Origin of the sequence: Shewanella psychropiezotolerans, assembly GCF_007197555.1 — a bacterium.
GTDB classification, from domain to species: domain Bacteria; phylum Pseudomonadota; class Gammaproteobacteria; order Enterobacterales; family Shewanellaceae; genus Shewanella; species Shewanella psychropiezotolerans.
Genome location: NZ_CP041614.1, coordinates 5,704,409 through 5,726,765, shown reverse-complemented (window position 1 = coordinate 5,726,765; position 22,357 = coordinate 5,704,409). Strand labels below are relative to the sequence as shown.

Genomic DNA, 22,357 nt, shown 5'->3' with positions numbered 1-22,357 from the left:
CCAAGAGCCTGTAAGCAGCATAACGACAGGACTCGTGGCAACCAGGGTGTTTACCTATCCGCCATGAATTGAAAAAGCTGAGAGGCTCTGAATGGAGCAAATATGAACGCTAACTGGTTTAAGCGGTTTGAGAGTTACTTGAGCAGCGAGCGACAGCTTTCGGCACATACAGTACGAAATTACCTCTACGAACTGCATAGGGTCACCGACAAACTCGAAGCTAGTGCCTCTTTACCTATCTCCTGGTCTGAAATCAGCCATGAACAGATTCAGCACGTCTTGGGGCAACTACACCGCCAGGGCCTGAGTCCTCGCTCTCTGTCATTAACACTTTCTGCGGTAAAGCAGTTTTGTGACTTCTTACTGGGTGAAGGGGTCATTAACGCCAATCCAGCCAAGAGTCTGAGTGCGCCTAAGCAAAATAAACCTCTGCCAAAAAATATGGATCTCGATTCTGTTACTCACCTATTAGAGATAGACGCCGACGATCCCTTGAGTGTGCGTGATAAAGCTATCATGGAGTTGTTTTACTCCTCCGGTCTAAGACTCGCCGAGTTGGCGGCTCTAGATGTGCTTGCTATTCGCTTTGCCGAGCGGCAAGTTAAAGTGTTAGGTAAAGGAAGTAAAGAAAGGATCGTGCCTGTAGGTCGATGTGCGATTCAAGCTATCCAGGCTTGGTTAGTGTTTAGAGAGAGTATTCCTTGCCAAGACGATGCGTTATTCGTCACAGGTAAGGGAAAACGATTAGCCCATAGAAGCATACAAGCCAGATTAGCTAAGTGGGGACAAGAGCAGGCCTTGAATATGCGGGTACATCCCCATAAGTTGCGTCACTCTTTCGCGACTCATATGTTGGAGTCGAGCGCCGATCTGCGTGCGGTGCAAGAGTTGCTTGGCCATGCCAATCTCTCGACAACTCAGATATACACAAGTTTAGACTTTCAACATCTGGCAAAAGTGTACGACGGGGCTCACCCAAGGGCCAGTAGAGCCAAGAAGCTCAATAGCGCGAAAGGGGAGGAAAGCTGATGGCTCAGATATATCTCAGGCCTAGAGCCTATCAAGCGATTAGCTTCGACCTCGATGACACCTTATATGATAACGGTCCTATTATCAGGGGGGCAGAAGCTTCACTGCTGCAATTTTTACATCAAACCTATAGCGAGACACGTCGTTGGCAGAGGGATGACTGGATAAAGCTCAAAACAAGTCTTATCCAGAATCAGCCTGAGCTTGGCCATGATACAAGTGCCGCAAGACTGATCATGTTAGAACAAGGACTGCTGATGCTTGGTTACTCTCGAGAGCATGCCGAATCAGGTGCCATGGCTGGGTTGAATTGCTTCTTGCACAAGCGCTCTGATTTTACCGTTCCAAGACCTGTCATAAACTTGCTTCGAGACTTGAGTCATAAATATCCATTAATCGGCATCACTAACGGCAATGTCGATGCCGAAAAAATCGGTTTGGGTGATGTGCTGGATTTTGTGCTTCATCCTGGCGAAGGCACACTTATGAAGCCTTACCCGGATATGTTCTATAACGCCTGTCGTAGGCTCGACATTCCACTACACAGTTTACTGCACGTCGGAGATAGTCATGCATCCGATGTTATGGGAGCCAGAATGGCAGGCTGTCAGTCTGCTTGGCTCAATCCAAGCTTTGGCCGAGATAAACTGCACAGGTTCGGTCAGTTATTGCCCCATTTAGAAATTCAAGACATACATGAGTTGCAAGAATTACTCGGGTAAATTATCCACCGTCACGGAAAAGGCCAGCAGCATTTGCTACTGGCCTGATAAAACCGTCAACCTATTTCAGGACGGGACACTATTTTTAGTTATACCGATTGGTATTATTCAGACTGGGCTAGAGCCTTCGGAAACAAGATATTGTTTTCCAGATGAATATGCTGTTTCAAGTCAGCCTCAAACTCCGCCAGAGTGGCATAGCAGACACGCCAGGTGGTACAGGCATGCTCAGGTGGTTGGAAGTGATTAGTGAGCTCATGGAGCTTTTCCAGCATCTGAATAGCTTCATCATGCTCATGTTCCATGGCATTGATAGGATTGCCTATGTGACCGAAGCAGGCGTCAACAGATTCTCCGGCAGCCATGGCCCTGATTGCGGGGAATAAAATCTTCTCCTCCTTCATTAAGTGAGGCACCAGATCTTCGATTAATGCCTGAACCCAGCCAGAAAATGGCTTTATTTCCGGATAATTTTCGCCATGGGCGCGTACCATCTTCTGGCTGTATTCGAGCAGGAGTGGGGCTTTTTCTCTCACGTAGGTATGATGCGTATCTTCGATATAGTCGATCAGCTTATCGATGGCTAGTTGATTGAGTGTATCTTCCTTAGGACCCGATGTGTCTATGGCGACCAGCGCGGCTTCTACCTCGGCTAAGTCTGCACCAGATTTGTCACAGGCCGAGGCGAGTGAACGTCCGCCACCGCAACAGAAATCGATATCGAATTGACTGAATATATGCGCGGCGCGAAAATCATCCGCCACTAACTTTCCGACGCGCTGCTGGGATAGTGTGAGATCCGATTGAGAAGTTGTGCTCATACCTGCTCCAAAGCTGTAAATTATTTATACCTTTAGTGGGGATGTTATTTGGCACTCAGCTTATGGACAAGTAAAACTTGACTAAATTAGTCAGGAATAGACCTTTTTATGATGTAGATTAAACTTAGGTGAAAAATCAGACATAAAAAAACCAGCCGAAGCTGGTTTTTTTATTTAGTAAGGAAAGAACGATTAGTTCATGCCATACTTTTTCAATTTTTTACGCAGAGTGCCACGGTTGATACCCAGCATGTTCGCAGCGCGAGTCTGGTTACCGCGAGTGTGCTGCATGATGATATCTAGCAGAGGAGCTTCAACTTCGCTCAACACCATTTCATATACTTCTTCAGCTTCTTGTCCGTCCATCTGAGCGAAAAAGTTTGTTACAGCGCGCTTTACAGCGTCACGTAGTAACTGAGGCTTAATAGTACCGTTAGCTGTTTCGATTTTGCCAACTGTAAGCTGATGAGTTTCTGTGTTAGTAGTCTGATCAAACATTCGTATTCTGCTCTTTAATTAATTCTGTGCAATTTCATCAAAATAGCGTTCCACCATGGAACATTGTTTTTCAACAGTCTCCAGCCGATTAAACTCGGCACGGAATGGACGCTGTTCTTCCTGGTCCAAATACCATCCAACATGCTTTCTAGCAAAACGGATGCCCTTATACTCACCATACAGTTCATATAAGTTTTCAAGATGTTCCAGCATCACAAGATGCTTTTCATCCATCTCAACAGGCGCTAGCTTGTTACCCGTATCCAGGTAATGTTGGATTTCTCGGAAAATCCAAGGCCGTCCCTGGGCACCTCGTCCTATCATGAGAGCATCGACACCGGTATGATCGAGCACGTATCGTGCCTTCTCTGGGGTGACAATATCTCCATTAGCAATAACTGGGATCGAGATATTCTGTTTAATAGCCTTAATCGTGTCGTATTCGGCGTCGCCTTTATACATGCACTGCCGGGTTCGGCCGTGAACGGCCAATGAGGCAATGCCACAATCTTCGGCTATCTGGGCGATTTGAACACCATTCCTGTGCTCTGGAGCCCAACCGGTTCGAATCTTCAGTGTCACAGGTACATCGACTGCGGCTACCACGGCCTGTAAAATTGCTTTTACCTGCACGGGGTTTTGCAGCAGAGCTGAACCCGCTAGCTTCTTATTCACTTTCTTAGCAGGACAACCCATATTGATATCGATGATCTGTGCTCCCTGTTGTACGTTGACAACAGCGGCATTGGCCATCAATTCAGGATCGGCGCCTGCGATTTGCACTGAGCGTATCCCATTCTCACCAGCATGACTCATGCGCTGGCGGCTCTTATCTGTGTCCCAAACATCGGGATTAGATGAAAGCATCTCTGAAACCGCCATGGCAGCACCATAACGAACACAAAGATTTCTAAAGGGTTGGTCTGTGACACCTGCCATTGGTGCCACGATCAGCTGATTTTTCAGTTGATAGGGTCCAATCTGCATTCTCAACATACCTGCGCTTCAAAGGGGCGCTATAGTACGTCTTTTTTGAGTCGGTGAAAAGGTCAATAAATGACCTAGATGAAACTTTTTTTCTTGACTTTTGCGAGCTGAGAATAGTTAGGCGGAACAAGGTGTGCTGCTCAATACAGCTATTTACGTATTCCTGTCAAGCGACTCCATTCTTCTTTGTGAGCCGGCTCATCCATATCGAACCATTCGGTGTAAAATTCAGCAACTTCATCGGCTTGTTCTTTTAACAGGCCTGACAGTGCTAATTGACCACCAGGTTTTACTTTTTTAGCAATTAATGGGGCTAATTCACGTAGTGGCCCCGCAAGTATGTTGGCAACCAAGATATCGGCCTTAAGATCCTGCGGTTGATCTTCCGGAAGGTAGAGGCTGATCTGATCCAATACGTCATTGCGCTCGGCGTTGGCCTTCGAAGCTTCGATTGCCTGATAATCAATGTCGATTCCAGTGACTTTTTTAGCACCTAATTTTAGCGCCGCGACGGCTAAGATGCCTGAGCCGCAACCGAAGTCGATGACCTCTTTATCGGTTAACTCCAGTCCATCTAACCATTCGAGACATAAAGCGGTAGTCGGGTGAGTACCTGTACCGAATGCTAAGCCTGGATCTAATATCACGTTAACCGCTTGGGGATCTGGGATTTCACGCCAACTAGGACAGATCCAGAGTCGTTTGCCGAATTGAATTGGGTGGAAGTTATCCATCCATTCACGTTCCCAATCTTTATCTTCGACCTGCTCGATCTTATAACTAAAATCGGTACCTAAATAAGGCACTAATTTTAGTTGCTCAACGAGGATAATAAGATCTCTATCGGCTTCGAATAACGCAGTCAGTACGGTGTGACTCCAAAGTGGTGTTTCACCCAAGGTTGGTTCGTAAATGGGGGTATCTTTACCATCTTCTAGGGTAATAGATAGTGAACCTTCTTCCATCAGCAGATCGCTTAATGCATCTGCGTGTTGGCTATCGGTATCAATTTTCAGTTGGATCCAAGGCATGGAATCGTCTCGTTACTTGTAAAATTGCGGCTATTGTATACCCAAGCCTGCATGTATTGCGAGTTTCAAAGCAATGTAGGGGCTGAGTCTGGCTAGGTAAACATACAAAGCGATCATAAGTGATGAATCCAGGTGTTTATTGGTGAGTAATTAGTTGCGCTATTACTTATCTTGCTGAAATGAATATAAATGTACCATTGATTGTCTCGTTTGAATGCTTGTCGTAACCAATTGAATTAAAGTGGTTAATTGGTCTTACCTCTGTTTGCTCACTTAGCCATTGTTTGTGACAGGCATCAAATACTCAGACTTAATCTAGTGAGTTAAATCACGAAATGTCTAGGGCACATCTCACATCAATGATCTTCCTGCTAGAGTGTAAATCCCGACAATAGGCAGATAAGAACATGACTGTGAGAACTCTATTACCCGCATCTAGTATTTTAGGTATCGGCGGACATCCTTGGTCTGCGAAAGCCGATAAAATTCAAAGTGCCACAGGTATCTTGTTGGGCTGTTTCTTATTAGCACATCTACACTTCGAATCGAGTATTTTGCTGGGTAAAGAAGCGTTTTATCAGGTGGTGCAAATACTGGAAGGCGGCATGTTTAGCGAAACGGGCCATGGTTTTCCTATTGTTACTAAAATATTTTCAATTTTCATTTTGCTGGTTGTGATCCTACATGCGGCGGTTGCGCTGCGTCGTTTCCCTGCGCAAATTGGCCAGTGGCGAGCACTTCGCAGGCACATGAATGTCATCAAGCACAAAGATAGTCATGCCTGGTTCTGGCAACTTGTTACCGGCTTTATCTTATTTTTCTTAGCCCCAGTACACATATTTACCATGATCACCAATCCTGAAATTGGTCCTCACTTATCTGCTGAACGTGTTTATCACGCCAATGCCTGGTTGCTCTATGCCTTGTTGCTTCCTGCTGTGGTTATCCATGCCATGATTGGTTTGTACCGTGTTGCAGTGAAGTGGGGGATAACCGCTAACCGATCAGGTTTAAGAAAGCTGGCAAAAGTCATGATTATTTACCTGATTACTATCGGTGTACTTAGTTTAGTTTCATATATTTACATAGGTAGCGGTTTATCTTTGCCTATAGAACCTTATGTCCCAACTGGCCATTAGTCTTGATTAGATAAGGATATCCTTGATTATTTAGAGCTGAATTGATCTACCTCACTGTAATTGAGTGATTTGTGGGCGACATTATCATTACCCTTTATAAGGTTTTTAGATCATGTAGCAACTCAACATTCAGTGAGGACATATGACTATTAATGATTCTGCAATCGCAGAAAGTACGACAAATACAATAACGACAACAAGTACAAAAATTAAGACGCAAGGAAGACGATGGACTGCCTGGCTCGATATCAGTCAGAGCCTTTCTGGTGTGATTTTAACGTTGTTCTTATGGACGCATTTAGTCTTGGTTTCATCCATCTTACTCGGTGGCGATGCGATGAGCTGGGTTGCAGGTTTGATGGAACTGAGTTTTTTGAGCAGCGACGGCCATGGCTATCCTTGGATAGTTTCGCTTATTGCCATAGGGATTGGTGCGTTAGCTTTCATTCATGTCTTGGTAGCACTGCAAAAATTACCGCTGAGTTTAAAGCAGCAGCTAGCGCTTAGAAAGCAGATGAGCGCCATCAAGCATGGTGATACTCAGCTTTGGGTGTGGCAGGCCATTACCGGTGTCATTATCTTTGTCTTACTGCCGGTGCACCTTTGGCTTATCGGCTCGGCGCCAGCAACCATAGGCCCATCGGGCTCGGCGAGCAGGATCTGGAACGATGGGGTTTGGCTCTTATATCTGCCGTTGTTGTTGAGTGTTGAATTACATGCCGCCATCGGTATTTACCGGGTAGCGATAAAGTGGGGGGTGGCCAGAGACTTGAATACCCGCGCACGTATGAAAAAGATAAAAAATATCATTAGTGTCATCTTTGTTTTGATTGGATTGGCATCATTATTGGCTTTTTTACCCTATGCATAATTGTAAGAGAAGGTCCGAGTTCCTAGGGGGGAGACCCTAGGGCAATTGGATGATGCAGAGTTGTAGGACTGGCTTTAGCCGGGAGGGAATAAACCCATGAACATCGGGGCTAAAGCACCCTCCTACAGGGGAGAGAATACACCCATGAATATCGGGGTTAAAGCACCCTCCTACAGGAAAGATGCTGCTAGCGCTATCGGGGCCTAGTCCTTCGAATAGGCGTAGCCGTCCGCGTAGCGATAGGCCGAAGGCCGTCGTCTTAGCTTTAACCTTCAGCTCTTATTACTTTGAACTTACGGCTTAAAACTTAGAACTTACGGCTTAAAACTTAAAAAACCAGAACCCTAGGCTTTAAAAGGAGCAAGTGTGAAACTGATATATACCGATTCTTTAGTGGTTGGAGCCGGATTGGCTGGCTTACGAGTTGCCATCGCCTCCAAGGAGCGCGGACTCGATACTCTAGTGCTTTCTCTCATTCCTGCTAAGCGGTCACATTCCGCTGCAGCGCAAGGGGGCATGCAAGCGAGTCTGGGTAATACCGTGAAAGGAATGGGTGATGATGAAGATATTCATTTTCAGGATACGGTAAAGGGTTCCGACTGGGGTTGCGATCAGGATGTCGCGCGTATGTTTGCTCACTGTGCCCCAAAGGCTGTAAGAGAGCTGGCAAACTGGGGCGTACCTTGGACTCGGATCACAGAAGGCCCAAGACAGGTCGTGGTGAATGCGGAAAAGGTCACCATAGAAGAGGCCAAAGAAGCTCATGGTTTGATCAACGCCCGCGACTTCGGTGGTACTAAGAAATGGCGTACCTGTTATACCGCAGATGGTACCGGACATTCCTTGCTTTATGCGGTCGATAACAAGGCAATTTCGATGGATATTCCTGTCCATGAACGTGTCGAAGCTTTGGCAATCATTCATGATGGTAAGCGTTGTCACGGTGTTGTAGCACGCTGCCTGGTAACCGGAGAGCTAAGAGCCTATATCGGCAAATCGACCACTATTGCTACTGGCGGTTACGGCAGGATTTATGAAGTATCGACCAATGCCATCATCTGCGAAGGCATCGGCCAGGCGCTCGCCTTGGAAACTGGCGTTGCCAAACTTGGCAATATGGAAGCGGTACAGTTCCATCCGACTGCCATCGTGCCTGTTGGCATTCTGACGACCGAAGGTTGTCGCGGTGACGGTGGCTTGCTAAGAGATAAAGATGGCCATAGGTTTATGCCGGATTACGAGCCTGAGAAGAAAGAACTGGCTTCCCGTGATGTGGTTTCTCGTCGCATGACTGAGCATATGCGTAAGGGCAAGGGGGTTGATAGTCCCTATGGTCCGCATTTGTGGCTCGATATTACGCTTCTTGGTCGTAAACATGTTGAAACTAATCTGCGTGAAGTGAAAGAGATATGTGAGAATTTCCTGGGGATTGACCCTGCTAAGGAGTGGATCCCGGTTCGCCCGACTCAACATTATTCTATGGGAGGGATTCGTACCGATAAAACGGGTCAAAATCCTCAACTCAAAGGCTTGTTTAGTGTCGGTGAGGCTGCGTGCTGGGACATGCATGGCTTCAATCGACTAGGTGGTAACTCGCTGGCGGAAACCGTCGTCGGTGGCATGATTATCGGTAAATATGTTGCCGATTTCTGTCAAGAAAATAGCTTAGAGATCGATACAAATCTCGCTGAGTCGTTTGTTGATAAGGTACGCGACGAAATTGATGATCTGATTGAAGGCGGTGGAACAGAGAGCCCGTTTGTGCTCAGGAAAGAGATGCAAAGGATCATGATGGATTATGTGGGTATTTTCCGCAATGGTATTGAACTCGATAAAGCGGTTTCTGAGCTCCAAGGGCTACTGGAACGCTCGCGTGATATTGGCCTTAAATGTAGCAAGCGTCATGCCAATCCTGAATTGGTCGAAGCGCTTAGGGTGAAGCGCATGATTAAAGTTGCACTCACTGTGGCATGCGGCGCGGCCGCACGTACAGAAAGCCGCGGTGCCCACGCTCGAGAAGACTTCCCCCAAAGAAACGATAAAGACTGGTTGAATAGAACGCTTTCGAGCTGGCCTGATGAGAATGCACTCTCGCCAGAGCTGAGTTATGAGCAGCTGGATGTGATGAAGATGGAGCTGCCCCCTGGGTATCGAGGATACGGTATCGACAATGCTATTACTCATCCTGATACAGAAAAGCGGGAGCAGGAGATCGCCGACATCATCAGCGAGCTTGGAGAAGATGCCGATCGTTATCAGAGGCAAAATGCAATTATGCCCTACGAAGTTCCCAAGGCTCTACAGCCTAAAAATGAACGCTTAAGTGATAACTTGACCGAAAGCGGCGAGTGTGTGGAAAAAGTGGGAGAAACAGTTGAATGAGCCAAATAGAGACTAAGGGTCGTACCTTAACATTTAATATCTTCAGATATGATCCACAAGAAGTGGGTGATAAGCCCAAGATGGTGAAGTATCAAATTGAAGAGACGCCTGGCATGACAGTGTTTATCACGCTGAACATGCTACGTGAGCATCAAGATACCTCTCTGCAGTTTGATTTTGTCTGTCGTGCAGGTATTTGTGGTAGTTGCGCCATGGTGATCAATGGCTTTCCGACTCTGGCATGTCGAACCTTGACCAAGAATTACCCCAAAGGGGAAATAACCTTGATGCCTCTGCCTGGCTTCGAGCTGATAGGCGATCTCTCGGTGAACACCGGCAAGTTTATGCGTGAACTAGCTGAACGACTTAAGCTTTGGCTACACCCAATGAGTGAAGATGCCGACGTTCATAGGCTCGAAATACCTATGTCTCCGCAAGAGGCGGCTAAACTCTATGAGCTTGAGCGCTGCGTCGAATGTGGTGTCTGTGTATCTGCTTGTGCCACTAAGCAGATGCGAGAGACCTTTGTCGGCGCTGTGGGCATGATGAAGCTGGCCAGATTCGAGCTCGATAGTCGAGATAGTCGCAGTACAGAAGATTTTTATCATGTCATAGGTAACCAGGATGGTGTGTTTGGCTGCATGACCCTACTCGGTTGTCAGGATAATTGTCCCAAGGACTTGCCCCATATGCAGCAGATAGCGTATTTGCGCCGTAAGATGGCAATGGCTCAGTTTTAGTTTCCTGCATACTCTGTCTAGCCCCAAAGCCTGCTTCAAGCAGGCTTTCTTTTTTGTCGAAGAGCCGATAGCATCGGTGAAGTGGAAGCTGAAAAACTTACTTTGAGAAAGACGAATGCAAATAAACGATCTTATGCTTTTTGTTCGGGTTGCCGACTGCGGTAGCATTACCGCGGCTGCGACTGAGCTGGAACTCTCTCCTGCAGCGGCCAGCGCCGCGTTGAAACGACTGGAGAAGCAACTCGAAACCAGTTTATTTATTCGAAGCACGCGGAGCCTCAGGCTGACGGATACGGGCGAGCGTTATCTGATCCATTGTCGCAGGGCGTTGGCGGATTTGAGTTTAGGACAGCAGGCTATCGATGATGTGAAAGAGAAAATCTCAGGCGTCGTCAGTCTGGCTGTGCCTTCCGATACTGGGCGAACCGTATTACTTCCCTGGCTCGATGACTTCATGGATGAATATCCCCAGCTTAAATTCAGGCTGCATATTGGTGATACCCTCTCAGATTTTTATCATGACAAGATAGATGTCGCACTTCGTATAGGTACGCCAAAGGACTCCTCCTTAGTCGCATTTCAGATAGCTAAGGTGAAGAGGCTGTTGTGTGCCTCCCCGGAATATATTGCTAAACATGGTGAGATCACATCTATCGAGCAACTATCAGATCATAACTGCTTGTTCTTTATGTTAGATGAGCGAACTCATGACCAGTGGCGCTTCACTAAAAATGGCCGTGAGTTTAAGGTGAGAGTCACAGGTAATCGAACCTGTAATGACGCCGAAGTTGCACGTCGTTGGGCCGTGGCAGGCAAGGGGTCGTATATAAATCTGCTTTGGATCTTGGTGAAGATATATTAAGGGGAAGACTCGTCCCTATGCTGAAGGATTTTGAGGGAGAGGGTGCTGACCTCTATCTGGTTTGCCCGGGAAGAGAGCATGTCACACCGGTTATTCTCTTGCTTAGAGATATGCTTAGAGCAAGGTGTAAGCTGCGATTAGATATGAGGGGCTAGAATCTAGTTCCTAGGTAGATTTTCACAACTCTTATGACAAGAGTGCATGGAAAATAGACATAACTCTTATTACAAGAAGTCCAGACATAAAAAAGCCGCAACGAGTGCGGCTTTTTTATTGTTAGTTCTAATCGCTATGTCTTACAAGAAATAGAGGAAAAGGGATTAGCCTTTACCACCGCCTCTCATTGCGTTGAAGAACTCTTCGTTAGTCTTGGTTAAGGCTAACTTGTCGATAAGGAACTCCATGCCTGTGACTTCATCCATAGGATTAAGGATCTTACGTAGGATCCACATCTTCTGCAGCTCTTCAGGCGTCGTGAGTTTCTCTTCACGACGAGTACCAGAGCGATTGAAATCGATAGCTGGGAAGACACGCTTTTCGGCAGCTTTACGGGACAGGTGTAACTCTTGGTTACCGGTACCTTTAAACTCTTCGTAGATAACTTCATCCATCTTAGAGCCAGTATCGACAAGTGCCGTTGCTATGATGGTTAAGCTGCCACCATGTTCGATGTTACGTGCCGCACCGAAGAAACGCTTAGGACGGTGCAGGGCGTTGGCATCGACACCACCGGTAAGAACTTTACCCGATGATGGAATAACTGTGTTGTATGCACGAGCAAGACGAGTGATCGAATCCAGCAGAATGACCACGTCTTTCTTATGCTCAACCAGACGTTTGGCTTTTTCGATAACCATCTCGGCTACCTGTACATGACGGCTGGCTGGCTCATCGAAGGTTGAAGCTATGACTTCACCTTTAACCATGCGCTGCATCTCGGTAACTTCTTCCGGACGCTCATCGATAAGTAGCACCATCAATACCACATCCGGGTTATTGTGAGTGATGCTTTGAGCCATGTTCTGTAGCAATAATGTCTTACCAGCCTTTGGCGGCGCAACAATCAGGCCACGTTGACCCTTACCTATAGGTGAACATAGATCGAGAATTCTTGAAGTAATATCTTCGGTCGAACCATTACCACGTTCCATACGCAGGCGCTCTTCGGCATGCAGTGGGGTCAGGTTTTCGAATAAGATTTTGTTGCGGGAGTTTTCAGGCTTGTCATAGTTGACTTCAGATACTTTCAGCAGCGCAAAATAACGCTCACCCTCTTTTGGAGGTCTGATCTTACCGAAGATGGTATCACCGGTTCGCATGCTGAAGCGACGGATCTGACTCGGAGACACATAGATGTCATCTGGGCCGGCAAGGTAAGAAGCATCTCCGCTACGAAGGAAACCAAATCCATCCTGCAGAATTTCGAGTACACCACCACCAAAGATATCTTCACCGCTTTTGGCGTGGGCTTTTAGGATTGAAAATATGATGTCCTGCTTACGAGCACGGGCGGTATTTTCAACTTTCATCTCTTGGGCTAGCTTTACTAAGTCTGAAATCGACGTGTCTTTTAATTCTGATAAATTCATCTTGGTGGGTCTTTTTATGCGAGGTAATGCTATTTGTGATCAAGCGATCATAGAGTGTGTAAGTACAATGTGAATGTTGAACGAATAGCTAGATGTGGGTTAATAGAAAGTGTCTGGTTATTAAAGTAGCACTATAGCGACTGTGCGTCTAGGATTTTAGTATAACCTGACACAATTTAATAAATAACCTGTGTCAGGTATCACTATATCCCCAGTATCTGCCGCCATTTCACACTTTTCGTATCCGTTTACGTACAGACGGCATACAGCTGGGCTGCCTATATTCTGGGTATAGGCTTTACGCCATTTATAGTTGAGCGTCGATAAACTCTTTTAATTGAGTCTTAGACAGTGCGCCAACTTTAGTGCCTGCCAATTCGCCGTTCTTGAAAATAAGTAGTGTAGGGATACCACGAACACCATACTTAGCTGGAGATACGCTGTTTTGATCGACATTGAGTTTAGCTATAGTGACTTTACCTGCATAGTCTTCGGCTACGTCATCTAAGATTGGCGCAATCATTTTACAAGGGCCACACCACTCAGCCCAAAAATCTACTACTACAGGTAGTTCTGATTTTATTACGTCATTTTCGAAGCTGTCGTCACTTAATTGTACTATCTTGTCGCTCATGATGTTCTCCAGTTAGGGTGCCATCGCTGGTTTGTTAATGGCTTAACCTGTATATTGGGTCTGAAAAATAACTTTTCAAGGTAATTTTAATAACCTTTAAAAGTACTTTTTATAATTAGTCGCTATTTCAAACGATTGAGTTTCTTATTGCAACCCCAACTGGTATGCTGCCGCTATGAGCGAAACACATTTATCTAATCAGAAGTTTGCCGACTTTTCCCTTCATGAAGGGATAAAAACAGCACTTAACGAGAGCGGCTTTGAATTTTGCACGCCTATTCAAGCAGCATCATTACCGATCCTTTTGCAGAAAAAAGATATCGCGGGTCAAGCACAGACTGGAACAGGAAAGACTTTGGCTTTCCTTGTGGCGACTTTTGAACATCTGCTAACCACTCCTATTCCTGAAGGTCGTCAGCTAAATCAGCCGCGCGCTATGATCATGGCGCCGACTCGTGAGCTGGCTATCCAAATCGCAAAAGATGCGACGCTATTGGCAAAACATACCGGTTTGAAAGTCGGTATTGTCTATGGTGGTGAAAGCTATGAAGTTCAGCGTAAGGTGCTAGACAAGGGTATCGATATACTTATCGGTACCACGGGACGTATTATCGATTACGTCCGTCAGGGCATCATTAATCTGAGCGCGATTCAAGCTGTTGTGCTAGATGAAGCCGATCGTATGTTCGATCTTGGTTTTATTAAAGATATACGCTTTCTATTTAGACGTATGCCAGATGCTAAGTCGCGTCTGAACATGCTGTTCTCTGCAACCCTTTCTATGAAGGTGCAGGAGCTGGCTTATGATCATATGAATGAGCCTGAAAAAGTCGTTATCGCGCCGAACGAAAAAACCTCTAAGAACATCAAGGAAGAGATCTTTTATCCATCTATGGATGAGAAGATGCGTCTCCTGTTGTCACTTATTGAAGAAGACTGGCCAGAGAAGGCGATCGTTTTCTCTAATACCAAGCACAGCTGCGAAAATGTCTGGTCTTGGTTATCGGGTGACGGTCATCGTGTTGGCTTGCTTACTGGTGATGTGCCACAGAAGAAACGTATTCGTATTCTTGAACAGTTCACAACCGGTGAGCTGGACTTCTTAGTTGCTACCGATGTAGCGGCTCGTGGTCTGCATATCTCTGATGTATCCCATGTATACAACTACGATCTTCCCGATGACTGTGAAGATTACGTTCATCGTATTGGTCGTACCGGTCGTGCGGGTAAGAAAGGTGTATCTATTAGTTTTGCCTGTGAAGAATATGCATTGAATCTACCGGCGATTGAAGAGTATATTACTCACTCTATACCTGTGTCTAACTATGACAATACTGCGCTGCTTGAAGATATTCCAGCACCGATTAGAGTTCATAGAAAGCATAACAGCCGTCCTCAAGGACGGGGTGGTTCGGGTCGTTCTAATGGAAGTCGAAATGGTAATCGTAACAGCGCACCTCGCCGTCACGATAAGACCCGCAGACATTCATAAAACTCGTATTAGAAGATGACAACACCTCGCTATGCGGCTATTACCTTAGGTTCTAATAGTTTTAATATGCTGGTCGCCGAAACAGTGGTAGGCCAGCCCAAAATTATTGCTAAGTACAAGCGTAAAGTACGTCTAGCCGAAGGGATACAGGACAATGGTTCCCTGAGTGAAGAGGTGCTCTTGCGTGGACTGGACTGCTTGTCCATGTTTGCCGAGATGCTCGAGAAAGAGGGCGTCAATAGTGAGAATATCGCGGTGATCGCGACAGCGACTCTACGAAATATAGCCAATTCTGATGAATTTTGTCACCGAGCCTTACCCATCTTAGGTCATCCCATAGAAATTATCACAGGCATGCGTGAAGCCGAGCTGATCTATCAAGGCATGGTGGCCACGACTTGTGGCGAGGGTCGGCGCTTAGTTATTGATATTGGCGGGGCTAGTACCGAATTTATTATCGGTGATGGCGATAAAGTGTTATTGAAAAACAGTCTACCTATGGGCTGTGTCACCTTCAACGAGCACTTCTTTAATTCATTTCCACTGCAAGAGCTAGACTTCGAAGATGCTAAGTCCCAGGTTAAAAATACACTGGGTGCGCATTTAACAGAACTAAAAACGTTAGGCTGGCACTGCGTCGTTGGTGCATCTGGTAGCGTTCAATCTGTTGTTGAGCTTTTGAGCCATAGAAACCAATCGACTAGCATTACACCTGATGTGCTTAACAGCCTAAAACAAGAAGTACTGGCGCAGCCAGATCTGTCGATGGCAGAGATCGCTGGTTTAAACCATGAGAGAGCACCGACTTTTGCCGCTGGGATCTCTATTTTACTTGCCTTGTTTGAACTCCTTAACATAGAGAAATTAAACCTATCTGGCGGCGCACTCCGTGAAGGCGTGCTACAAACCTTAGCTAATCGCATCTAGATAAAACCTTCTATAAGTGTGCCGTTAACTCAAACTTCCTAACTTCCTAACTTCCTAACTTCCTGATTCATTCATTTACGCTTCGTTTCTGATATATGTCAGTCTACTTTTGTGTCGCGCCATAATTAGCCCCCACTCCTTTTCTTATCTCCTTTTTTGAAACAAAACAGAAACAAATTAGTTAAAAAAACCATAGCGGATATAAAAAAACATACTATCCACCAGTTTGTTAAGTTTATTAACAATTATCATCTTCAAAAACTCGAACAAGCTAAATATATCACTGAGATCGATCTTCAAATGGCCTATTTACGGGACTCTTACGTATATTGTAGATTGTATAAAATAAGCTGGTCGTGTTATCGTTTTGTTGCGCTTGGTTCACTTTGTACCCAAATCAACTAATAATATTTCTGCTAAGCGCGTATTCAGAGAAGGTTTAAGGGAGAATAAATTATGTCTGGAAGTAACGTGCTTAAGCGATTTACACCAAGAAAAACACTTGCAGCGATTGCTGTAGGTTCTGTATTGATGATGTCGGCTCCGGCGGCTATGGCTGCTGATACCAGTGTTGTTAAGGGTCACATCATTAATAGTGATGGCACAAAGATTGAGAATGCTACTATCACTTTGAAACATAAGACTAAAGGTCTTGTATATACCGTAGAAACTAACGAAAAGGGTGATTACTTCTTACGTAATGTCCCTGTTGGTGATTATGATATCAGCATCACTAAAGATGGATTTACTAAGACTCAAGAGTCAGGTGTCAGGGTGAGAATTGGCCAGCCAGTCATTCTGGATGGTCAGTTAATGGCTGTTGGTCTTGATAATGTCGAACGTATATCTGTCACCGGCAGTATGATCCGCCGTGTCGATATGGGGTCGTCAACTTCAGGTGTGACTTTCAGTCAAGATGAGCTCAACACCATGCCTGTTGATGCTGGTTTTGAAAATATTGCCTTGTTAGCGCCGGGTACTGCAGCCGCTGGTGGATCTTCATTTAATAACGCATCAAGTTTTGGCGGGTCTTCATCAGCCGAAAACGCCTATTACCTTAATGGTCTGAATATCACGGCAATTCGAACTGGCCTAGGTGCAATGAGAATGCCTTGGGAGGCTATTTCTCAGACTCAAATTAAGACAGGAGCAATTGATCCTGAGTTTGGTGGCGCAATTGGTGGTGTTATTAATGCCGTATCTAAGTCGGGTGACAATGAATTTCATTTTGGCGCCGAGGGTCGTTGGGATCCATCTTCTCTTCGTGCAACACAAGACTCTGTCTATCAAGCCGATGGCACTATTGATGAGTACGGAAATACTCAACAAGATAGCGAGGAATATAAGTATATCAAGCTTTGGGCTAGTGGTGCCATCATAGAAGATAAGCTGTTTTATTACGGCTTATATGAGCCTAATCAAGAAGATTACAGTATCGCGGGTCAAAATGTTTACGCAGAAACAGAACGAAAATCTAATCGTTGGTTCGCCAAATTAGACTGGTACGTGAGTGAAGATCACTCTATCGGCTTTATGGCAATGAATAACAAGCGTACTTGGACTAAGACTAATTACTCTTATGATTGGGAAACTAATCAAATTGGTGAGCAAGAGGGTATTGCAGCTCCTGGTGAGGATGGTGGTAGTTTATACAGTCTTAATTATAACGGCTATATCACAGATGATTTCTCTGTGTCAGCTGTAATAGGTCGAGTTAACGAAGACGTTGAAAACCGTGTCGCATCAACAAATCCTAGCGTAGTTGATAAACGAAATGGTTACATAGTTTTAAGTCAGCATACGAATGACAAAGTTGTTGAAGAGCATTACCAAAGAGATCAAGCTCGTATCGACTTTAACTGGGATCTAGAAGACCATGCCATTAGTTTTGGTGTTGATTATAGCAGTGTGTCGGTAGACTTTAGTGAAGACCAAAATGGTATCGGTGAGGCTCAAGGCTGGTGGAATATCAAAACTGCTGGTGAAAATGATAGATCTGGCGTAGCAGAAGGTGAGGATTTTGTCGAACGTCGTCGTCGTTCAACATTTGCTAATAATGATTCTGAAGTCACTTCTTTAGCTTACTATATTAATGACTCTTGGCAGGCAACGGATAATTTAGTGATTAATGCCGGTGTTCGAGTCAATAACTTTAAGAATACGGTCTCAGATGGTCGTAGCTATGTCGAATTTGATAATCAAATAGCGCCAAGATTACAGGCTATTTATGATATTTATGGCGATGGTAGCTCAAAGGTATTTGCTACTTATGGCCGTTATTTCCAGCCAGTATCTGTCAACATGAACATCAAGCAAGGTGGCTCTCAGCGAGAAGTGTATGATTATTACGAACTAGATCAACTCGATAGCGATGGTCATCCCATCATTACCGCCGATGGCTCTCCAAGCCGAGGTGTTAATACTCGTGACACCTTCGTTAACCAACAAGGTATTACCGATCCAGGTTTAATCGCTTCTTCGTCATTGAAGTCAATGTACTCCGATGAGTTTACCGTCGGTTATCAGCAGGAAGTATTTGAGACTATGTCGGCTGGCGCAAGAGTGATCTGGCGTGACCTTGGTCGCGGGGTTGAAGATACCGATGTCGAACCGATTCTAAGCAAGAAGTTAGCTGAGCTTGGCATCGAAGATAATGTAGGTCAAAATTCTTATTATGTTCTACAAAATCCAGGTGACGCGGTGACCTTGAGCTATGATTTCGATGGCGATGGTAAAGTGGATAATGTGACGCTTTCACCAGAAGAGATGGCGTTAGATTCGATGCAACGTCATTATCTGGCACTCGAGTTAACTTTAGATGGGCAAGTGACTGATGATCTGCGTATCAACTCTTCTTACACCTTGTCTCATAACTGGGGTAATACAGAAGGGCTGGTTAAAACAGATAATGATCAGGCCGATCCAGGTTGGACTACCTCATATGACTATGGCGACCTAATGGATCATGGTTATGGTGATCTGCCCAACGATCACACCCATGTATTCAAGTTCAATGGTGCCTATAATATTACCGATGAATTGATTCTTGGTTTTGTTGCTAGTGTAAGTTCGGGTCGCCCGCAAAACTATTTCTCAGTACACCCGAAGGTGTAGATAGCTGTGCACCGGGTAACCCATGGGATGCATGTATCAGTCAATATTACGGCCATGCGAGTCATTATGATGAAAATGGTGACCCATCACCACGTGGTACAGCTGGTAACCTATCTTGGGTGACAAACTTAGATCTGTCGCTAACTTATATGACTGATCTCTTCGATGGTGACTTCAGCGTTAAAGGCACTGTTTATAATGTGTTTAACACAGATACAGCCACTAATATTAACGAAGAGCGTACCGCTTATGGCGAAGATGGTTTGATGTTAAACCCTAACTACGGTATGACAACCGATCGCCAAGAGGAAAGATTCTTCTCTCTCGTAGCTCGTTATCAGTTCTAAAGCATTAAATTGAGCCAAAAGGCCGCATTCGCGGCCTTTTTTATTATCACAATTGTTAAATGTTTTCCTTCATTTTAGTCTTTATTCCATTTAGACATATTTAGATACTTTTTATACCTACTGCATTTATAGTGACTTTTAGCCACTTACAGATGATTTCTTTAGCGCTAGCTGATTGTAAAAGGTTAGGCTTTTTTGTTCAGCAAAGCCAATAATTCACTGCTTTCAACTGATTAACCCTCCGTCATTAGTCACTTCTTATCAGAATTACCCAAGCTTTAGTGAGTTGCATAAATACTCTAAAACTCTGCATTAATCCAACTTTCGCCTTGCAATGATATATTGCATACAAAATACATTATGTGATACAAATGTTGTTGCCATGTTTTGTTGTTGTTTGCTTTTTGGTTTCTGCAATCAAAGTTGACTGAGCATAGGACCTATAAAAAATATATTCTTGGGAGATGGAAGTATGAAATTTAATAAAGTTGCTAAGCTAGTCAGCTTGGCTTGTGGTGGAGTCGTAGCACTTTCAGCACCCGTATATGCTGTAGAAAATGATGAAGATACTGTAGAGCGTATCGAAGTTACCGGTTCACGCCTCAAGCGTGTCGATATGGAAGGCGCAAGCCCAGTAACCACTATTACCGCTGAAGATATGGCCAACGCTGGTTTCTCAACCGTGGGTGATGCTTTGCGCGCTTCAACATTGAACTCATTTGGTTCTTACGGCGGAACATCGAACAACAGCTGGTCTTCTCAAGCGACGATTCAGCTTAAAGGTGCCGCAGCCAGTCACACACTGACGCTGCTCGATGGTAAGCGCATGGCCAAGTCGCCTGTATTGGGTGGCGGCGCAACTAACATCAACACCATTCCAACGGCGGCAGTTGAGCGTATCGAGATCTTATCCGACGGCGCCTCTGCGATTTATGGTACCGATGCTATTGCTGGTGTTATTAACATTATCTTGAAGAAAGACTTTGAAGGTGTCGAAGTTAAAGTTCGCGCCGAAGAGCCGGATGCCGATGGCGGCGGTGATAATCACTCTGCTTCTTTCACTGGTGGCCTGAGTTCAGATAAAGGTAACTTGATGTTCACTATTGAGCATTTTAAGAAGTCAGGCATTACCTTTGCTGAACGTCCTTATACTGCTGCCCACGTAAAAGATGGACAAGATCCGAGTGATTATAGAAGTTGGATTGGTTTAAGCCAAACCGGTCGTACACTAGACATGGGGCCAAATGGCGGCTGGGAATATCAAACTCCGTTTACCAATTCTGACTTAAACTGTGCCGATGTTTATGGTGATAACTTCACCGGTCCACTGGGTGATAGTAAATATGCTGGCGAGACTTCTTGTGCCTATGACTATACAAAAGCTGCCTATAATGATGTCGATCAAGAGCGTACATCTACACTACTGTCGTATTCTTATGAGCTGAGTGAAGATATTCAGCTTACTGCGCGTGCCTACTGGGCATCAAATAAGACCACTGATATTTCGGCGCCAATTCCTGGTTATATCAGCTTCCCACAAGCTATGCCTGCTTACACTACTGCGGAAGGGCTAGACTTACGTGCAGTACCTGAAGGCGGCGCTATGCTATATCGTTTCGATACCGCTGGAAACCGCGTTCGTGAAAGTACCGATAGTATCTATGATTTCTTAGTCGGTCTCGATGGTACAACAGATAGCTTCGATTGGAATGCGTCAGTTTCGTACAACAAGTATGACGTATTTAAGTGGGGAACAGGCTATCAACTAAAAGGCGCGACTACTGATTTAGTTGGTGCCTGGGATGATGATACAAATTCATTTGAAGGTTGGGATCCACGAGATCCAAACTCAGAAATGCCTAGCGGTGCCACGGCTAACTCAGATGCTCGTCTGACTAGTAGTGCATTAGAAATCGATGGTGGTCTTAGTTTCGAGCTGTTTGAACTTGCAGGTGGAGCTACTGGTCTGTATGTCGGCGCGGCCTACCGCGAAGAGAAGCTAGATTCACAAGTTGATGCCCTCGATGAGGCGGGTTTAATTGCTGGTGGTAGTGGTGGAGCCGGTGGTAGCGGTGAGCGAGATGTCAAAGCCGTATTTATGGAGATGGCTTTCCCTGTTCTGGACAATTTAGAGGTTAATCTTGCTGCTCGTTATGATGAGTACTCTGACTTTGGCGGCACGTTTAACCCACAAGTTTCTGTTCGCTATAATGTGTTAGAACCTTTGTTACTACGCGCATCTTGGGGTACAGGTTTTAGAGCACCAACTTTGGAAGATCTAAATCAATCTACCAGTGTTGGTTATAACGATGTGACTAACTACCTTAAGTGTTATGAAGATGGCTTGGGCATCGATGGTTGTGATATCGAAGACAATGTACCTGTCTCTGTTGGTCGTAATGAAAACTTAGGTCCAGAAGAGTCTGAAAGCTATAACATAGGCATGGTGTGGGATATTACCGATAACTTCAACATGTCAGTGGATTACTGGTCACTTGAAACTGAAGGTCTTATTTCGACACTTATCGATAGTGAGATCACTCGAACTCAGGCTGAGCTTTGGGAAGCGGCCGATGCAGCTGCTCAGCCTCGCCCCGATGTCAGTGTTATCTATCCTGGTACATCTGTATCTCAAAATGGTGCGGGTAAGCTGACTGGTATGACTAACGTTTTGCAAAACATTGGTCTGAGTGAGCGTCAAGGCGTTGATACTAAGTTTGCATCAACCTTTGAAACTGAAATGGGTGACTTTAAGCTAGGCCTTGCCTGGTCTCACTACATTAAGTACACAGATTCAAGCCCTGAAGGTGGCGTGCAGACCATGTCTCGCAACTGGAGTGGTACCGAGGACTATCCGGATGATCGGGTAAACTTTACCGCTAACTACTTAGTGGGCGATCATAGCTTGTTCTATCAAGCGGATTATATCGATCACCAGTCTACTGGTGACAAGAATGATAATGGTTCTAACTACCAAATTGATTCGATCGTATACCATACACTAAGTTATTCATACACTATGCCTTGGAACAACACTATCTCTGCGGGTATTAACAACCTGACCGATGAAGATCCAAGATTCGATGCTGGTGGTGATTATGAGTCAAGTATCTATGACATCATAGGCCGCTCTTACTGGGTGTCATTTAGTCAATCATTCTAATTTTGATTA

15 protein-coding genes and 2 pseudogenes are annotated in these 22,357 nt (G+C 45.2%); 11 read left to right on the top strand and 6 right to left on the bottom strand.

Annotated elements, in window-relative coordinates:
- Window positions 1-102 precede the first annotated feature (102 nt).
- Window positions 103-1,029 carry a tyrosine recombinase XerC gene (gene xerC, locus FM037_RS25020; protein WP_144048237.1) on the top strand — a complete coding sequence of 309 codons (927 nt, stop codon included), beginning with the start codon at window positions 103-105 and terminating at the stop codon, window positions 1,027-1,029.
- Entirely contained in the window at window positions 1,029-1,751 is a 723-nt protein-coding gene (locus FM037_RS25015; RefSeq protein WP_144048236.1) for an HAD-IA family hydrolase, read from the top strand. Before xerC ends, FM037_RS25015 begins: the two co-directional genes overlap by 1 nt.
- Before the next feature lie 104 nt (window positions 1,752-1,855).
- On the opposite strand, the gene ric is transcribed toward FM037_RS25015, so the two are convergent.
- From ric to prmA, 4 genes are all read right to left on the bottom strand, one after another.
- Window positions 1,856-2,572 carry an iron-sulfur cluster repair di-iron protein gene (gene ric / locus FM037_RS25010; RefSeq protein ID WP_144048235.1) on the bottom strand — a complete coding sequence of 239 codons (717 nt, stop codon included), beginning with the start codon at window positions 2,570-2,572 and terminating at the stop codon, window positions 1,856-1,858.
- 192 nt (window positions 2,573-2,764) lie between these two features.
- Entirely contained in the window at window positions 2,765-3,070 is a 306-nt protein-coding gene (fis, locus tag FM037_RS25005) for a DNA-binding transcriptional regulator Fis (protein WP_005496187.1), read from the bottom strand.
- 18 nt (window positions 3,071-3,088) lie between these two features.
- The gene (dusB, locus tag FM037_RS25000) at window positions 3,089-4,057 is read right to left on the bottom strand and encodes a tRNA dihydrouridine synthase DusB (RefSeq protein ID WP_144048234.1); all 969 of its coding nucleotides are present in this window, start codon (window positions 4,055-4,057) and stop codon (window positions 3,089-3,091) included.
- A gap of 149 nt (window positions 4,058-4,206) precedes the next feature.
- Window positions 4,207-5,088 carry a 50S ribosomal protein L11 methyltransferase gene (prmA, locus tag FM037_RS24995; RefSeq protein WP_144048233.1) on the bottom strand — a complete coding sequence of 294 codons (882 nt, stop codon included), beginning with the start codon at window positions 5,086-5,088 and terminating at the stop codon, window positions 4,207-4,209.
- A 407-nt stretch (window positions 5,089-5,495) separates the two neighbouring features.
- Between prmA and FM037_RS24990 the strand changes: the two genes are divergently transcribed.
- The 5 genes and pseudogenes from FM037_RS24990 (at window position 5,496) to FM037_RS24970 (ending at window position 11,237) form a co-directional block, all read left to right on the top strand.
- Window positions 5,496-6,227 carry a fumarate reductase cytochrome b subunit gene (locus tag FM037_RS24990; RefSeq protein WP_144048232.1) on the top strand — a complete coding sequence of 244 codons (732 nt, stop codon included), beginning with the start codon at window positions 5,496-5,498 and terminating at the stop codon, window positions 6,225-6,227.
- A gap of 142 nt (window positions 6,228-6,369) precedes the next feature.
- On the top strand, window positions 6,370-7,098 hold the full coding sequence (locus tag FM037_RS24985; RefSeq protein WP_152831326.1) for a fumarate reductase cytochrome b subunit: 729 nt from the start codon (window positions 6,370-6,372) through the stop codon (window positions 7,096-7,098).
- Window positions 7,099-7,464: 366 nt separating this feature from the next.
- Window positions 7,465-9,480, top strand: coding sequence for a fumarate reductase flavoprotein subunit (locus FM037_RS24980; protein ID WP_144048231.1), 2,016 nt, complete (start codon window positions 7,465-7,467; stop codon window positions 9,478-9,480).
- Window positions 9,477-10,220, top strand: coding sequence for a fumarate reductase iron-sulfur subunit (locus FM037_RS24975; RefSeq protein WP_144048230.1), 744 nt, complete (start codon window positions 9,477-9,479; stop codon window positions 10,218-10,220). Before FM037_RS24980 ends, FM037_RS24975 begins: the two co-directional genes overlap by 4 nt.
- A 115-nt stretch (window positions 10,221-10,335) precedes the next feature.
- A pseudogene (locus FM037_RS24970) lies at window positions 10,336-11,237 on the top strand (LysR substrate-binding domain-containing protein).
- A gap of 165 nt (window positions 11,238-11,402) precedes the next feature.
- Here the strand turns inward: FM037_RS24970 and rho are convergent.
- A complete protein-coding gene (gene rho, locus FM037_RS24965) occupies window positions 11,403-12,671 on the bottom strand; it encodes a transcription termination factor Rho (protein ID WP_144048229.1) in 1,269 nt (422 codons plus the stop codon).
- Window positions 12,672-12,978: 307 nt separating this feature from the next.
- Window positions 12,979-13,305 carry a thioredoxin TrxA gene (gene trxA / locus FM037_RS24960; RefSeq protein ID WP_144048228.1) on the bottom strand — a complete coding sequence of 109 codons (327 nt, stop codon included), beginning with the start codon at window positions 13,303-13,305 and terminating at the stop codon, window positions 12,979-12,981.
- Between the two features lie 175 nt (window positions 13,306-13,480).
- On the opposite strand from trxA, the gene rhlB reads away from it, so the two are divergent.
- From rhlB to FM037_RS24940, 4 genes and pseudogenes are all read left to right on the top strand, one after another.
- On the top strand, window positions 13,481-14,797 hold the full coding sequence (gene rhlB, locus FM037_RS24955; protein WP_144048227.1) for an ATP-dependent RNA helicase RhlB: 1,317 nt from the start codon (window positions 13,481-13,483) through the stop codon (window positions 14,795-14,797).
- Between the two features lie 15 nt (window positions 14,798-14,812).
- Window positions 14,813-15,724: a Ppx/GppA phosphatase family protein gene (locus tag FM037_RS24950; RefSeq protein WP_144048226.1), complete on the top strand. Its 912-nt coding sequence runs from the start codon at window positions 14,813-14,815 to the stop codon at window positions 15,722-15,724.
- A gap of 456 nt (window positions 15,725-16,180) precedes the next feature.
- A pseudogene (locus FM037_RS24945) lies at window positions 16,181-19,185 on the top strand (TonB-dependent receptor).
- Window positions 19,186-19,657: 472 nt separating this feature from the next.
- Complete coding sequence (locus FM037_RS24940) at window positions 19,658-22,348, top strand: TonB-dependent receptor domain-containing protein (protein ID WP_144048225.1); 2,691 nt, start codon at window positions 19,658-19,660, stop codon at window positions 22,346-22,348.
- The last annotated feature ends 9 nt before the right edge of the window (window positions 22,349-22,357 follow it).

Coding starts and splice junctions, on each gene's coding strand:
- xerC (WP_144048237.1), top strand. CDS start 103: ATGAACGCTAACTGGTTTAAGCGGTTTGAGAGTTACTTGAGCAGCGAG.
- FM037_RS25015 (WP_144048236.1), top strand. CDS start 1,029: ATGGCTCAGATATATCTCAGGCCTAGAGCCTATCAAGCGATTAGCTTC.
- ric (WP_144048235.1), bottom strand. CDS start 2,572: ATGAGCACAACTTCTCAATCGGATCTCACACTATCCCAGCAGCGCGTC.
- fis (WP_005496187.1), bottom strand. CDS start 3,070: ATGTTTGATCAGACTACTAACACAGAAACTCATCAGCTTACAGTTGGC.
- dusB (WP_144048234.1), bottom strand. CDS start 4,057: ATGCAGATTGGACCCTATCAACTGAAAAATCAGCTGATCGTGGCACCA.
- prmA (WP_144048233.1), bottom strand. CDS start 5,088: ATGCCTTGGATCCAACTGAAAATTGATACCGATAGCCAACACGCAGAT.
- FM037_RS24990 (WP_144048232.1), top strand. CDS start 5,496: ATGACTGTGAGAACTCTATTACCCGCATCTAGTATTTTAGGTATCGGC.
- FM037_RS24985 (WP_152831326.1), top strand. CDS start 6,370: ATGACTATTAATGATTCTGCAATCGCAGAAAGTACGACAAATACAATA.
- FM037_RS24975 (WP_144048230.1), top strand. CDS start 9,477: ATGAGCCAAATAGAGACTAAGGGTCGTACCTTAACATTTAATATCTTC.
- rho (WP_144048229.1), bottom strand. CDS start 12,671: ATGAATTTATCAGAATTAAAAGACACGTCGATTTCAGACTTAGTAAAG.
- trxA (WP_144048228.1), bottom strand. CDS start 13,305: ATGAGCGACAAGATAGTACAATTAAGTGACGACAGCTTCGAAAATGAC.
- rhlB (WP_144048227.1), top strand. CDS start 13,481: ATGAGCGAAACACATTTATCTAATCAGAAGTTTGCCGACTTTTCCCTT.
- FM037_RS24950 (WP_144048226.1), top strand. CDS start 14,813: ATGACAACACCTCGCTATGCGGCTATTACCTTAGGTTCTAATAGTTTT.
- FM037_RS24940 (WP_144048225.1), top strand. CDS start 19,658: ATGAAATTTAATAAAGTTGCTAAGCTAGTCAGCTTGGCTTGTGGTGGA.